The sequence below is a fragment of the Rubripirellula lacrimiformis genome (assembly GCF_007741535.1).
GTDB lineage: Bacteria > Planctomycetota > Planctomycetia > Pirellulales > Pirellulaceae > Rubripirellula > Rubripirellula lacrimiformis.
Genome location: NZ_CP036525.1, coordinates 5,380,763 through 5,395,899, shown reverse-complemented (window position 1 = coordinate 5,395,899; position 15,137 = coordinate 5,380,763). Strand labels below are relative to the sequence as shown.

11 protein-coding genes are annotated in these 15,137 nt (G+C 57.8%); 6 read left to right on the top strand and 5 right to left on the bottom strand.

From position 1 onward, the window contains the following. The first annotated feature begins 10 nt into the window (after positions 1-10). From K227x_RS18955 to K227x_RS18945, 3 genes are all read left to right on the top strand, one after another. Complete coding sequence (locus K227x_RS18955; protein WP_218933369.1) at positions 11-1,075, top strand: glycosyltransferase family 2 protein; 1,065 nt, start codon at positions 11-13, stop codon at positions 1,073-1,075. A gap of 22 nt (positions 1,076-1,097) precedes the next feature. Beyond that, positions 1,098-2,126: a glycosyltransferase family 8 protein gene (locus K227x_RS18950; RefSeq protein ID WP_145171947.1), complete on the top strand. Its 1,029-nt coding sequence runs from the start codon at positions 1,098-1,100 to the stop codon at positions 2,124-2,126. Positions 2,127-2,274: 148 nt separating this feature from the next. Then, complete coding sequence (locus K227x_RS18945; RefSeq protein ID WP_145171945.1) at positions 2,275-3,495, top strand: glycosyltransferase family 2 protein; 1,221 nt, start codon at positions 2,275-2,277, stop codon at positions 3,493-3,495. A 265-nt stretch (positions 3,496-3,760) separates the two neighbouring features. On the opposite strand, the gene purN is transcribed toward K227x_RS18945, so the two are convergent. After that, a complete protein-coding gene (gene purN / locus K227x_RS18940) occupies positions 3,761-4,366 on the bottom strand; it encodes a phosphoribosylglycinamide formyltransferase (protein ID WP_145171942.1) in 606 nt (201 codons plus the stop codon). Then, positions 4,363-7,812: a class I tRNA ligase family protein gene (locus K227x_RS18935; RefSeq protein ID WP_145171940.1), complete on the bottom strand. Its 3,450-nt coding sequence runs from the start codon at positions 7,810-7,812 to the stop codon at positions 4,363-4,365. The genes purN and K227x_RS18935 overlap by 4 nt, the downstream gene beginning before the upstream one ends. A 302-nt stretch (positions 7,813-8,114) precedes the next feature. On the opposite strand from K227x_RS18935, the gene K227x_RS18930 reads away from it, so the two are divergent. The 3 genes from K227x_RS18930 (at position 8,115) to K227x_RS18920 (ending at position 10,967) form a co-directional block, all read left to right on the top strand. Beyond that, entirely contained in the window at positions 8,115-9,491 is a 1,377-nt protein-coding gene (locus tag K227x_RS18930; protein WP_145171938.1) for a sensor histidine kinase, read from the top strand. 265 nt (positions 9,492-9,756) lie between these two features. Next, positions 9,757-10,443 (top strand): response regulator transcription factor, encoded by a 687-nt coding sequence (locus K227x_RS18925; protein ID WP_145171936.1) that lies wholly within the window; start codon positions 9,757-9,759, stop codon positions 10,441-10,443. Between the two features lie 317 nt (positions 10,444-10,760). Beyond that, positions 10,761-10,967, top strand: a complete 207-nt coding sequence (locus K227x_RS18920) for a hypothetical protein (RefSeq protein WP_145171934.1) — start codon at positions 10,761-10,763, stop codon at positions 10,965-10,967. 172 nt (positions 10,968-11,139) lie between these two features. On the opposite strand, the gene K227x_RS18915 is transcribed toward K227x_RS18920, so the two are convergent. The 3 genes from K227x_RS18915 to K227x_RS18905 all read right to left on the bottom strand — a co-directional run bounded on the left by K227x_RS18915 (position 11,140) and on the right by K227x_RS18905 (position 15,096). After that, the gene (locus tag K227x_RS18915) at positions 11,140-12,048 is read right to left on the bottom strand and encodes an alpha/beta hydrolase (protein WP_145171932.1); all 909 of its coding nucleotides are present in this window, start codon (positions 12,046-12,048) and stop codon (positions 11,140-11,142) included. A gap of 266 nt (positions 12,049-12,314) precedes the next feature. Beyond that, positions 12,315-13,757, bottom strand: a complete 1,443-nt coding sequence (locus K227x_RS18910) for a sulfatase-like hydrolase/transferase (RefSeq protein WP_218933368.1) — start codon at positions 13,755-13,757, stop codon at positions 12,315-12,317. A 37-nt stretch (positions 13,758-13,794) separates the two neighbouring features. Then, positions 13,795-15,096, bottom strand: coding sequence for a DUF1552 domain-containing protein (locus K227x_RS18905; protein ID WP_145171930.1), 1,302 nt, complete (start codon positions 15,094-15,096; stop codon positions 13,795-13,797). Between the last annotated feature and the right edge of the window lie 41 nt (positions 15,097-15,137).

Below are 15,137 nucleotides of genomic sequence, written 5' to 3'. Positions count from 1 at the left end.
GAGTCCCTCCGTGAATGCACCCATTCAATGTCCTTGTCCAAGCCACAGCGGTTTGGTCACGGTCGTTATACCGGCTTACAACCGTGATCACTTGATCGCCGAGACGTTAGAATCGATCCGAAATCAGTCCTATCAGAATTGGGAACTGATCGTGGTCGAAGACGCGTCGGTAGGGGAAACCGAGCGGATCGTGTCTCGGTTCGCGGATTCGGTTCCGAACTCGGTGAAGTACCTACGTAACGAAATCAATCGGGGTGCCGCCGAAAGTCGCAATGTCGCCTTTCGAATCGCCCGTGGTGAATTTGTTGCCACGCTCGATTCGGATGATCGATGGTTGCCGAATCACTTGAAACTGTTGGTCGGCAGACTCCAGCGATCCGGTGCAGGCATCGCCTATGCCAAGGTCATGATGTTCGAAGATCAGACCGACAAAGAAATGGGGGTCTACGGGCCCAGCGATGATGAAGTGGCTGGTTTTCCGACCACTCTATTCAATCGGAATTTCGTCGTTCCATCTGCGACCGTGATGCGGCGGCAGGTTTTGGAGGTCGTTGGGCCGTGGAGCAGTCGCTATCAGTTTTGTGAAGACTTCGACTATTTTCTGAGATGCGTTTCTTCGTTCGTCGATTTTTCGCACGTCGACGAAGTCACTTGTCACTATCGCAAATGCCATAGTGGGGCAACGACCGAAAAGCTTGCGGGCACCTTGGAAGAGGTCGCCTACACGGTGATGCGTTATCGCCGCAGCGAAGCGGTTCCCGCCGACGTTTCGCGGAATTACGCATTCGAAAATTTGTTGGTTGCGGCAAAGCTTCATCGTCGATCGGATCCCGCCAAGGATCCGTCGGCCGATCGAATGCGGGGTGGTCAACTATTGATACAGGCGTGGCGTTTGAAGCCAATGCGTTTGGGTGTTCTGTTGCAGGGGACGGCGATCTGTTTGCGGGAGTTCGTCTATGGCGGGGTTGCTATGCGGAGCGATCGGACGCGATTTCGGACGACCGATGCAAGTCCAGCAACCATCGCACCTCGCTATTTGGCGTCCCATCCTGCGGTCGATCAGCGGGCAGCCTGATGCAATTTAGGGGTACTAATTGATGAATCAGCAAGAGACCATGGTTTGGGTCAGCGGAGCGGACGAGGGCTATGTCATGCCATTGGCGGTGACAATCCGATCGGCTATCGACCACCTGTCGCCAGACCGCCGTGCCGAAATCTATATCCTGGATGGCGGTATCACCCGTGCGTCCAAAGATCGGATGGAACGGTCCTGGCAAGACGACCGGATCAGCGTTCATTGGGTCAGCGCCGAGGGAAGCGACATCGAAGGATTGCCGGTCAGTCTGCATGTGACAAGTTCGACCTATCTGCGACTGGCGATCGCTGAACGGCTTCCGTCGTCGGTGGATCGTGCGATCTATTTGGATGCCGATATGCTGGTTTGTCGCGACCTGTCCCTGTTGTGGGATGAACCGCAAGGCGATGCGTCCGTTTTAGCCGTTCAGGATTATGCCGCACCGTGGATCGATTCAACACGTTCGCTCAGCGCGTCTAGCGAAACGCTGCGATATCTTGCAACATCGCGTCCCATCGCGAACTTCGAAGAGCTTGGTATCGACGAGGACGCGATGTATTTCAACGGTGGTTTGCTGGTCATCGATGTGAAACGTTGGCGAGAGGAACGCATCTTCCGTCAGTTTTTGGATTGCCTTAGCGATCATCGACAGCATGTTCTGTGGTGGGACCAGTACGCCTTGAACGTCGTTCTGGCGGGCAAATGGCGATCTTTGGATCTGCGCTGGAATCAAGGTGCTCATCTGTTTTCCTATCCTGGGGCGACGCAAAGTCCGTTCGACTCGGACACGTTCCAGATGCTGCATCAGGATCCGTGGGTCGTCCATTTCTGTTCGCCCGAGAAGCCGTGGAACTATTTTTGCCACCACCCGGCGACCGCCGATTTCTTTCGGACGCTGCGGGACACCGCATGGTCCGGCTATACCCCACCGCGGCCCGAACAATATCTTCGACGGCTTTGGGGATATCACTACAAACCGGTGCGTGCACATTGGAAGTTTCGGACGAGGTGTCTGAAATCCATGGTCGGGTATCGGCGGCGGGCAGCCTAACGGCCGGCGTCGTGATGTTGGGGGGGGGCTGTCAGTGCGTTGAATTCTGTTCTAGCCACGTGCCCCGTCGAAATGTTAGTTCTAGGGCAGGCGGACTACGGAAGATTTTCGACGCGTCCAGAAGCGATCCAACGAAGGGCAACGAACGATGGCTCCGAATCTGCGAGTGGTTTCTTATGACGATGCTGACCGAGCGTCTGCTGAGGTCGATTTGTCGTCGCCGCTTTTCACTTCGGATGGGACAGTGATGCGTACCAGTTGCCTGATCAATAACTACAACTACGCTGATTTTCTGTGCGAAGCCGTCCAGAGTGCCCTGGAACAGGAAACACCGTTTACCGAAGTGATTGTCGTTGACGATGGTTCGACGGACGATTCACTGAGTCGGCTGGACAAGCGATTTCGGAACGAGAGCCGGCTGCAGGTGATCGCAAAAGATCAGGAAGGTCAGCTGTCGTGCCTGCAGACCGCGATGGAGATTGCCAGCGGCGATGTCGTTTACTTCTTGGATTCCGACGACCGGCACCGACCAGACCTGAATACCAAGGTGCAATCGGTCTACGAACAGCAGCCCAGCATCGACTGCATCAGTGTGGGGTACGAATCGTTCGGTGATTGCGCCGGTGGACGCCAACGAATCAAAGTGACTCGCGATCAGGGGATCAGCGCGGTCGGTGCGGTGATGCAGCGGCGGTGGGTCGGTGCCCCAACGTCCTGCTTGTCGATGCGGTCCTCCCTGGTGCGAAAGATCCTGCCCTATCCTCGTGAAAGCGAGTGGAAGACCCGTGCCGACGATGTATTGGTGTTTGGTTCGTCGATCGTCGGGTCGCACAAATTTCATCTCGAAGAACCGCTGGTGGAATACCGGCGACACGGTGCCAACCATTTCGCAGGGCGATCCTGGTCGGCAGCCGAGAAGATGCGGTATTCGCTGGAAGTCAATCGAATGACAGGCTGGTACGTCGAAAAAATGGGTTACGAACTTTCGACGTTCCCACGATTGGCGTCGCGTGAATTCCGCACGATCGAAAAGCCGACCGTCAAGGAATGGCTTCAGTACCTTCGCATGGCGAGTCACCCGAGTCTGACTTTGGGATTGCGAATGGGAAACCTGCTATCGGTGACCAAGCACTACGTGCGGGAACGAGTCAGTCGGAAAGGCAACTCGCTTGCCCCGACCGCTCGAGCAAGCCAAACGGTGACGCCAAACAAGTTGGACGAACCAAGCGATGCGTCAGAGCATGCGTCGGGCGTGCAAGGGCCTGCCGCTGCAAATCGGCATTCTCGATCGATCAAGGCCGACGTCGTTCCGTCGATCGTCTGCGGGCGAGGTGACTTGCCCGTCAAGCCACGCCGAAATTCGGCATAACGACACGACAGAAGCCGTTCGTAGTACCGCATTCATGCGGCCTCGGGCGTTGGTATCCAGTGGACCTGCGGCTGAAGCCGGTACTACGAACGGAAACCCGGCGTCGTCTTTACTGCAGCGCCGTTCGTAGTACCGCATTCATGCGGCCTCGGGCGTTGGTTTCCAGTGGACCTGCGGCTGAAGCCGGTACTACAAGCGGTGCGGATGGCGAGGCACGCTTCGCCTCTACGCGATCTCCAGGTCCCGTTTCACGCTGACTAAATCGTTACGTTGCCATTCTTGACTGATGGATCAGGCGAATTGCATCGGGCAGTGCGGCGCATTCCACTTCGAACACTCGACTCGCTAGTGAATCGGGTGTGTCGCTTGGTTTCACGTCACAGGAGCGTTGCAAAATGATGGGGCCATTGTCGTATTGGTTATCGACATAGTGGACCGTGCAGCCGCTGATCTGGACGCCGCGATCGATCGCAGCGGAATGGACTCGACCGCCATACATGCCCTCGCCACCGAAGGCTGGTAGCAGCGATGGGTGGATGTTGATGACGCGGTTGGTGAAGTCATCAGGTATCAGCACGTGCTTTAGGAAACCGGCCATGACGACGTACTGGGCGCCGGCATCACGACAGGGTTGGAACATGCTGCGGCAGTAATCCTGTTCGTCGGGGTGCTCCGATTTCCGAACAACCTTGGTGTCAATTCCCGCGGATCGTGCAACCTCGACACCGCGCACCTTGGAACTGCTGCTGATCACCAAACGGATGTCGATCGGCAATCCGTGCTGGTCGCGGTGCTGGATCAGGTTTTCTAGGGTCCTGCCACCACCGCTTAGAAAGACAGCGATCGGCAAGTTCGCAGGCGCCGGTGTCATGCATTCACCTTGCGTACGTAAACCGTTCCCGATTCGGTTTCCACCGGCGTGACGCCGTCCATCGCAGCATCGGTCAAGGAATCCGCCAGTGTTTCGCCAGTGATCAGTTTGCCGTGCTCTTTGATCGCAGCGGCGACTTCGGGTTCATCCGTGACGATCGCGATTTCGATTCGGTCGGTGTATTCACATGCGATTTCCTTGCGTTGGCTCTGGACCGTTCGGATCAAATCTTTGGCGACTCCTTCGCGGCGAAGTTCATCGGTGACTTCGGTGTTCAGCACCACGACGCATTGGTTTCCTTGGGCGGCCGCCCATCCATCGCGAGCTTTCAAACGGACTTCGATATCGTCGCTGTCCAATTTGACTTCGCCACCTGGAAGGTCCAGCGTGACAAATCCGGTTGCCGAAAGCTGTTGCAGAAATTCGTTCCCATCCGCTTTGGCCAGTGCCGCTTTGACCGCTGGGATCTGCTTGCCAACCTTCGGACCCAATCGCTTGAAGTTCGGGACAACCGTGTATTGAACGTACTGGTCGCCTTCGGTGGTGTATTCCACTGCCTTGACGTTCAGTTCTTCCCGGACCAATTCATCGTGCGTCTGCAGCCAAGCGATGTGCGTGTCGCTGGTCAGCACGACTTCGACACGTGACAGTGGCAATCGGACTTTCAGCTTTGCTTCGGCCCGTGCCGCGCGTCCCAGGGAAGCGATTTCGCGCAGCAGAGTCATCGAAGCGGAAAGGTCTTTGTCGATCCGGTCAGCGATCGCGACGGGATAGTCACACAGGTGAACGCTGCGACGTACCTTGTCGCCGAATGGTGCACTGAGGTTTTGCCACAGCGTTTCGGAAAGGAACGGAACGAAGGGAGCCACCAGCTTGGCCAATTCCAGCAGCGTTTCGTACAGCGTCCAGTACGCGTCCGACTTGTCCTGCGAATCCGCGTCCGAGGCCCAGAATCGATCTCGGCTTCGGCGAACGTACCAATTGCTGAGTCCGTCAACCAGCGACGTGATCGCCTTGCAAGCGTTGTAGTTGTCCAGCGCGTCCATTCGATCGGTCACCGTGGCGATCGTCTGGTTCAATTCGGACAGGATCCAGCGGTCGATCTCGCTCCGCTCGGATGCATCGCGATAGCTGGGGGCCGACGCCAACGACGCTGGCGAAAGTTGATCGTCGGCTCCGGTGGCCGTGGTCGGATCGAACCCGTCGATCTCTGCATAAATCGTTAGGAAGCTGAAAGTGTTCCAGGTTCGCAGCAAGAATTCCGGGATCGAATCCTTGATCGATTGTTCGCGGTATCGGATTGCGGTCCAAGGTGGCTGGCCGGCAAAGAAGAACCAACGCAGAGCATCGGCACCATACTTGTCAAAGATCTCCGTTGGCTCGCGATAGTTCCGCAGGCTCTTGGACATCTTGTTGCCGTCTTCGCCCAGCATCAGCCCCAGCACGATGCAGTTGCGAAACGGGTGTGATCCTGTGATCTCGGGCAGCTTTGGCGACAACGAATCAGCCTGGGCTTCAGAACGTGGTACAGCGCTGTCGTCTTCTGTCGCTGCGGTTTCCGAAACATTGGCACCTTCGCCAAACAGCATCGTGCTGATCGCCAATTGGCTATAGAACCATCCTCGCGTTTGGTCCAAGGCTTCGCTGATGAAGTCTGCGGGGAACTGATCTTGGAACTTTTCGTCGTTTTGGTGAGGCCATCCCCATTGGGCAAACGGCATCGCACCGCTGTCGTACCAGCAGTCGATGACTTCGGTGACACGCTTCATCCGTGCACCGGCCGCGAACGGCGAATCGTAGGTGACGGCATCGATGTACGGTTTGTGGACGCGTAGGTCGTCCACCAATTCGGGGTTCGCGGCTTTGGCTTGATCCCAAACTTCCGTGCCGGTGATGCCCGGTTTGGCCAGCAGCATGTCGTAGCTGTCGACCGCTTCGGCCTGTCCGGTTTCTTGGCAGACCCAGATAGGCAACGGTGTGCCCCAGTAGCGTTCGCGTGACAGAGCCCAATCGACGTTGGATTCCAGGAAGTTGCCGAAACGCCCGTCGCGGATGTGTTCCGGCTGCCAACCGATTTGCGAATTGTTCTTCAGCATCAGGTCGCGGAACTTCGTCGTCCGCACGAACCAGCTTCGACGTGGGTACTGGATCAACGGGTCTTCGTTGGCCCGCCAACAGAACGGGTACTCGTGCAGGTATTGTTCCTGCATCAGCAGTTTGTCGGCTTCTTTCAGCAGTCGGATGATCGGTTTATCTGCATCTTTGACCCAGGTGCCTTTCATCTCGGCGAATTCATCGGTGAACTTGCCGTCCGGGCCGACCGCACACAACAACTCCGGTGCATCGGTTGGAACGAAGCGTTTTCGTTCGTCCACCAACACATCATGGTCAACTTCGCCGAACGCAGGTGCTTGGTGGACGATGCCCGACCCGGATTCGGTGGTGACGAAATCAGCGGCAACGACGCGCCAATACTTGGCTTCGGTTCCGCCGCCGACCAGGGTGCCGGTTTGGTCCGCGACGGAATCGCTATAGTTGTTGAACGGAGGCTGATAGCGGGCACCGATCAACGATTCGGCTGTTACCGTTTCGACAGGTTCCAGTTCACGTTTCAGCTTGCCTGCGATCGTGTCCACCAACTTGGCTGCCATCACCAGCTCGGTCCCCGATTCTGGATCGCGAACGACGCTGTATTCGACGTCTGTGGGATGGACGGCCGCGTACATGTTGCTAGGCAGGGTCCATGGGGTGGTGGTCCAGACCACCAACGACCGGTTCGTCGGCTTGCCGGCGTCGTCCAACAGCGGGAACAGCACGTAGACGCTAGGGTCGGCGACTTCCCGGTATCCTTGGCCGACTTCGCCTGCCGACAATGCGGTCCCACCCTGGGCCCACCACCAAACGATTTTGTGGCCTTGGTACAGCAGGCCGCGGTCGAACAGGTTTTTCAGGCTCCACCAGACGCTTTCGACGTAACTTTGGTGATAGGTGACGTAGGCCTTTTCCAGGTCGACCCAGAACCCCAGCCGCCGGGTCAGCGTTTGCCACTGCTGCATGTACCGAAACACGCTCTGTTGGCATTTCTGGATGAACGGTTCTTCACCGTAGGCTTCGATGTCTTCTTTGCTGTGGATGCCCATTTCCTTGCCGACTTCGACTTCGACGGGCAGACCGTGAGTGTCCCAACCAGCTTTGCGTTCACAGCGGAACCCTTTCATCGTTTTATAGCGAGGAAAGACGTCCTTGATGCTGCGGGTCAGGCAGTGCCCGGGGTGCGGCATGCCGTTGGCCGTGGGGGGGCCTTCATAGAAAACGAACGAAGGTCCGTCGGCGCGTGCGGCCAGCGATTGGCCATAAATGTCGTTGTCGTCCCAGAATTTCAGGACGTCTTGCTCGAGCGCGGGGAAGTTCGGGCTGCCTTCGGGGGCACGCAGTGGACTTGGCATAGGAGCGAACGATGGGGAAGTGGTGATGGGGGAGTCGAGGGGACTTGGGGTGGCTTCTATGAGAATATTCGATGAAGAAGCCGGCTCGCCCGTGTCCTCCAACGGCTCGAGCGACCATGATTGTACGGTCAAAACTTGAAAGCGCCCGCCCCACCGCGGCGACTGATTTTCCACAGTCCAAAGCAGGGGGCGGATTGTTCCATCGAGATCGCTTGTGCTGATTTCGCTGGGATTGTCGCTCCGCCGGTGTGATCTGGGTGGACCGACCGTCCGGGGCAGTCGATGGGGGATTTCAAGCGATCGTGAGACGTTGCCTCGATTACCCGTTGGTTGACCGCTTGCTCGCTGCGAACTCGAAAAAAACGCGTCCCGACGAACTGGTCGATTCCGCCGCTGTCGAAAGCATCGGCGCAGTCTGTGCGGTCGCGGTCACGGCGTTGATCGTGATCACCGTCGCCCACGCCGGGTGGTTAGCCGCAATCGCGGTCGTGGCCGCGTCCGGAATCATCATCGCCATCCTTCGTCGCCGGTCGACCGATCGACGTTTGCGGGTGCAAGTGGTTGTCGACGGATACCGGCAAGAGGCCGACCAATGGCAGCAGCAGTGGTTGCGACTGCAGCAGGACGCCGAACAGACCCAGTCCGCACTGCAGAAAATGCGTGACGGTGTGATCATGTTGTCTCGCGAGGGCAATGTTTTGTTGGTGAACCCATCCGCAAAATTTCTGTTGGGCATCGCCGATCGTTCGGACATGGGGGGGCGACGGTTGGGCGAAATCGTTCGGATCCCCGAGCTTTCTCGCGTGATCACCGCCGCCGCGTCGGGTGACGGGCCACAGAAAGTTCATGTCGAAGTCGTCTGTTCAGACCGGATCCGGTCCATCAAGGTTCGCGTCGACCCGATCGAATCCCGCTTGGAAACCAAACTACTGGTGACGCTGCGGGATGAAACCGAAGCGAATCGAGTGGACGAGATGCGTCGGGAATTTGTTGCCAACATCTCCCATGAACTGAAGACGCCGCTGGCCGCGATCAAAGGATACGCCGAAACCGTCGAACTGGCGATCGAAGACGATCCGGATGCAGCGAAACACTTTATGAGCCAGATCAACGCCCAGTGCCTGCGTCTGGAGCGGCTGATCGCCGACATGATGCAGTTGGCCAGGGCCCAAGCCGGTAACAGCCACCTTTCGATCGGGCGAGTGGATTTCAGCGAAGTGGTTAGCGAGTCGCTAAGGTCCAATTGCCCGATCGCCGAGGTGAAGGAAATCGCTGTCGTGTACCAGGCCGGGCAGTCGCAATGGATCCACAGTGATCGCGAGGCCACGCTGACGATCGCCAACAACCTGATCGGCAATGCCATCCGCTATACCTCCCTTGGCGGGCGAGTCGAGGTTGGTTTCCGCGATGCGGGCAAGTTCTTGGCGCTGGTCGTCCAGGACAACGGTGTGGGGATCAACGCCGAGGAACAGGAACGAATTTTCGAGCGTTTCTATCGCGTCCAGAAATCAAGAGTCGCACGTGGTGACGAATCCGACCCCCTTTCCGAAGGGACCGGGATTGGATTGTCGATCGTCAAAAACCTGGCGATTTCGCTCGGCGGCGAGGTTCGGGTAGAAAGCAAACCGGGCCGCGGTTCCAAATTCGAAGTGCTGTTGCCCAAGGCCGAACTCGCCTGATCGGCCGCGAAATATCACCGACAGACTGAGATTTTCATCGCCGCATTCGCACGATTAGGTAAAAGCGTGCTGTCGATGCCGACCAAACTTCACCAAAGCTTCATCGGATTCGGGGCTCCCGACGGGTGCACAAACCGCCGTGTTCGTTCAACATATGGCTGCGTCAAAAAATCAACTCACGCAACCGCCAACGGATTACCGGGGTACCATGTCAACCACGCTTCTGCCGCCGCTTCCCCGACGAGTCATTCCTAACGAAACTGAAATGTCGAAAACCAAAGTTCTAGTCGTCGAGGACTATCGTCCGCTTGCCGAAACGTTGGAATATCAACTGCAGCGGGCCGGTTATGACGTTTCGCGGGCAGCCGACGGGCGCGAGGCGCTGAAGGCTGCGAAGCTGCAACTGCCCGACGTCATTTTCCTGGACGTCGACCTGCCGATCCTAAGTGGCGTCGAGGTCTGCAAACAACTGCGAGCCGATGCGACGACCAAGGACACCCTGATTTTGATGCTAAGTGCTTTGGGCGAAGAATCGGATCAGGTAGTCGGGTTCGCCGTTGGTGCGGATGACTACGTGGTCAAGCCCGTCGAAAGCTACAAGGTGTTGCTGCAGCGTCTGAAAGCGTTGCTGCGTCGTCGCGAACCAGCCTTCGAGGACAGCGACCAAGTCGAACACCACGGTGTGCGAGTGGATCGTCGACGCTTTGTCGCCAGCTTGGGTGACGAAGTGTTGAAACTGACCAAGAGCGAGTTTCAGTTGTTGGAAACTTTGATTCGCCAGCCCGGTCGCGCTTTCGGCCGCACGGAATTGGTGGATGCCGCTTTGGGCGAAGACACGATGGTGCTGGAGCGAACGATCGACGTGCACGTCCGTGCCCTGCGTAAGAAAATGGGCGATGCTGCCGATCTGATCGAAACCGTTCGTGGCATCGGCTATCGGTTCCGCGAGTAGGCGACGCACAGGAACTATCTGTCGTCGGGGGATCCGCCAGAATTCCTGATCGTCGGGATGGCGCGGGTGGGAATTCTGGCGAATCCCACGACGGCAGTCCCGACACTTACCGATCGTGCGTTCGCAAACGCCAGCCTGTGGCTGCCCTCGTTTGATTCCGGTCGCTGTCAAAACGGGGACAATGGGTTTGTCACCGATAACCGCTACGAATCGACTGCCGGCGGATTTGATCCGCTATCACTCGGCTGGTTGCCGAAGGACTCGGTACAGCGGTCTTGGTGCCGCGTTTCGAAATGCCCTGGTGATGGCTGGTTCCAATGATGCACAAGATTCAAATCACGCCCGAGCGTTTGATCGGCCGAATGTCGTTGGCCGAAGTGCAAGAATTCCTGGGCGACCTGGATTTATCGGACACCGCTCGTGACGCTGCCCGTTTCAAGAACCTCGTGTTCCAGTTGGACGATCTGGAACTGGCTATCGAAACCGTTGGTGGCCCGGTTCTGCAGCAGCGAAAAGCTGCTTAGCAACGAGCGACCAATAAGTGTCGCGATGAAAGGCATCTCGCCCCCGCCGCGCAGCGGTTTGCGGGGGGACAGAGTTAGAGAGAGAGGGGAAGAAGAAACGACACTTAGTGATCGCTCGTTGCTTCGAAACAATCGGCGTTGGTTTGACACCTGGGATGGCATCCACCCATTGCTACTGGATCCATCCGTTGGATTTTAGAAAGTCGATCGTCTTGGCCATTGTGTCTCGGTAATGCTTGCCGCCGTCGCGGGTGGCGTTGAAGAAACCGTGCGGCTGACCTTCGTAGAGATGGAGGTCGCTTTTCAGGCCCGCGGCGCGGCTTTCGGCTTGGAACTTCTTGCCCGTCGCAACCGGGATCAGCGAATCCGCCGTGCCCAGGAACACGATCGCGGGGGGATCGTCCGACGTGATGTTGTGGGCGGGCGAATAGTCCGCATAGGCGTCTCCAACGCGGCCTGTTCCCCAACCGCCCGGCCCGTTGTCATAGACCGGGTTGAACAACAGAAGTGCGTTCGGCTTTCGCGATACACCGTCCACGGCGACGTCGTCCATCATGCCTAGGAATGCAGCCAGATGACCGCCTGCTGATCCGCCGCCCGCAGCGACGCGGTCCGGGTCGATACCAAATTCGGCGGCGTGGCTTCGGATATAGCGAATGGCATCCGAAGCGTCTTCGATGCATCGGTCCGGTTTGATGGGGTTCTTCTTAGGCAGCAAGCGGTATTGGGCGCGGAAGCAGACCATGCCCAACTTAGCCAGTTCTTCGCTGTGGGCTGCGAACTGGCCGGGGGCACCGCCGACCCAACCGCCACCGTGAAAGAAGACCACCGCCGGCCGTCGGTCGCTGGCTTTCCAATCGGCCGGGCGAGTCCAGTCGATCTTCAACGTGACGTCTTTGCCGCTCGTTGATACCGTTTTGTAGTTCAACGTGTGCTCGGTTGGGGCCTGCGAGGCTGCCGATGCCGCTTTCGGGGAATCGGCCCACAAAGGACGGTCGTTTCCAAGCAATCCAAGACTGTAAATCGCGACGGACCAAGCGATCAAGCCAAAACGAATCTTCGTGCAACGAACCAAACGCATTCAAAGGCCTCGGTAGTTTTCAATCGCAAACGGAAACGGTGAACCGCGCAAGCGGGACCGGCATTGTACCAGCCGCTGTTGGCGACCGTGTCACCTAGCCGCCGGATTCCAAATCAATCACTGTCCGATTTCTTAGTTGATTTCGCTAGAAATCCCATTATCCGCTCGACAGAACAATTCGGATGCTCTTTGAATGGAGGCATCCTGCCTGGGAGCCTGCACCGTCCCAGGCTACGTTCCTGTTCCTACTCTTCCTGTTGGACGCTTCATCGCCACAGCGGTTCCACCTGCTGGGCGTTCCAGTCTCGCCATCGTTTGGCAAGCTCGCGGACTTTGTCGGGATTGGTATCCGCTAGGTCGACCGATTCGCTGATGTCGCTGGACAGGTCATACAGTTCCCAGTCGCCACGACGTCGGACCAGTTTCCACTGCTGATAGCGAATCGCGTGACGGTCGCCGACACGCCAAAAAATTGGACGTTGGGCAAACGAGCTAGCGTCGGATCGCGTCAACAGCGGGATCAGGTTCGAACCGTCACGATCGCCCATGCCCTTGTGTTGTGCCATGTCAACGTTCGCCGCACGACAGGCCGTGGCGTGGAGGTCCATGGATGTTACCGGTGTAGAGACAACTTGCGGCGAGATCTTTCCAGGCCAGGATGCGATCATGGGGATGCGGACTCCGCCTTCGTAAACCATGCCCTTGCCACCACGCAGCGGTGCGTTGCTGCTGGTCAATTCCTTTGTTGGGCCACCGTTGTCGCTGAGGAAGAGGACCAGCGTGTTTTCAGTCGCACCCGCCGCTTCGATCGATGCCAGGACACGTCCGATGCTGTCATCCAAGTGGGCCAGCATCGCCGCAAAGATTCGCCGTTGGACGTCTTCGATGTGCGAGAAGCGTTCCATGTACTCGTCTTCGCCCTGCAGTGGGCTGTGCACTGCATTGTAGGCGAGGCACAAAAAGAACGGTTGATCGGCGTGACGGTCGATGAAATCGCAGGCCTCGCGAGTGAAGGCGTCTGTCAGATTTTCGGTCTCGTTGACCGGTTGGCTAGAACGCATCACGGGGTTGTCCGTGTCATACGGCGGTTCGCTGTGTCCCATGTCGGTGGACCAAATGGTTCGTCCATTGGCCGACGTCCAGCGTCCCTTCCCGCCACCGGGGATCGCTTTGCGGCGCAGCCATGTCGTCGCACCATCGTAAGGCGGTGGAACAAAAAAGTGGCCTTCATGCAGAAAGCCAAAGAACTCGTCGAATCCCCGACGTTGCGGGTGAAACGGGGCGGTCCCACCCAGGTGCCACTTGCCGATCAGTCCTGTGGCATAACCGGCGGACTGGATCAACGACGGCAGCAGCGTTTCGTCCTGGGGGATCCCGATTCCCTGCGCCGCATTCTCGGCTCCGATTGGATTGAATTCGAATCCAAATCGCGTTTGGTATCGGCCTGCCATGATTGCGGCCCGCGATGCAGCACAGAACGGTGCAGTCACGTACCCGTCGGTGAACCTTGCGCCGCCCGAGGCAAGTCCGTCCATCTGCGGTGTCGGAATTTCGTTTCCGCCATAGCAACCCAGTTCGCCGTATCCGAGGTCGTCGGCAATGATCACCACGATGTTGGGTTGCCGGTCAGCCGCCACTGCAACCGCCGCAGCCAAGATTCCAACTGCGATCGCCAAGCTGCGGGCAATCCATCCAAACGAATAATGCAAATTCAGATTCCTACGCGGTAATTCTAGGGCGGTGGTTTCAGGATTGGTCCAGACCGCGGACACCGGCGGCCGTGCTGCTGCCGAACGAGTCGATTTCGACGTCCATTCGCTGGGCCAAGCTGACCAAGACGTTTGCAAAGGGAGTGTTGTTTTGCGAATCGTGCGCGACGTATCGCCCGTGGTTGTAACCGCCACCGGCGATGATGATCGGCAAATTTCGCCAATCATGGGCACTGGCGTTCCCCAAATTCGAACCGAACAGAATCGCTGTTTGATCCAACAGCGACCGGCCACCTTCGTCGATCGCCCGCAGCTTCGTCAAGAATTCGTTGAACGTTTCGAACTCGGCTTCTTCGATCAGTTTCAGTTCGTTGATCTTGTCCGGGTCTTTGCCGTGATGGGACAGGCCGTGCCAATCGCTGTCGACGCCGGGGATATTGGGAGCCGAATTGAGTCCGCCCAATTGATGGGTGATCGTGCGAGTCGAATCGGTTTGGATTGCCAGCACGATCATGTCGTACATCAGCCGCTGGCGTGCGATCGCTTCGGCCTTGTCGCGAATATCATCGGGCTGTTCAATGTCCACCTTGGGCTTGGGAAGTCGTACCCATCCCTCGCTTTGCTGCAGACGCTGTTCTAGCTCGCGTACCGACGTTAAGTATTCGTCAAGCTTGTCGCGGTCACGTTCGCCCAGTTTTTGTTCCAACCTGCGGGCTCTGCCACCAACGGTGTCCAGGATGCTGCGGCCGCGTTTCAGATTCAGCATCTCTTTATCAACGGCTTTGGCGTCCCCATCAACAAACAAAGCCTTGTAGATCTTCGCTGGGGACGACATCGCCGGGATCGGAACGCCGTTGGACGTCCAGGAAAGTGATTCGTTGGAAACCGCCATCGCCAGGAACGGGAATCGAGTTTGCAGCCCAACTTGCTGAGCGATCCGTTGGTCGATCGACAGAGTGTTGCGAAATCCGGCCAGCCCCGGGCGTCGGGCCGACGTCAACCATGTCAGTGCCGACGCATGCCCGTTGTTGCCTTGTTGGTCGGGGTGGGACAGGCCCGAAAAGACAGTGATCTGGTCGTGATGATCGGCCAATCGAGACAGGTAGGGCGTCGATGCCAATGCATCGCCCTCGGCATCCGGAAATAGGTGCGGTCCGTGAAATCCCAGCCCCGCACAACAAGCCACAAATCGCTTTGGCGGCACGTCATCGGCGGTTTGACCGAGTGCTCTGCGACCAACCGACGGACCCATCGCTTCCAACATCGGAAGCGCGATCGCGGCCGCCGTGGCGCCTCGTAGCATCTTCCGGCGGCTGATCGGATTGGCTGGAATCAACATGGTTGGCCTTGGTGGGATACGGTGAATCGGAACGCAGCAAC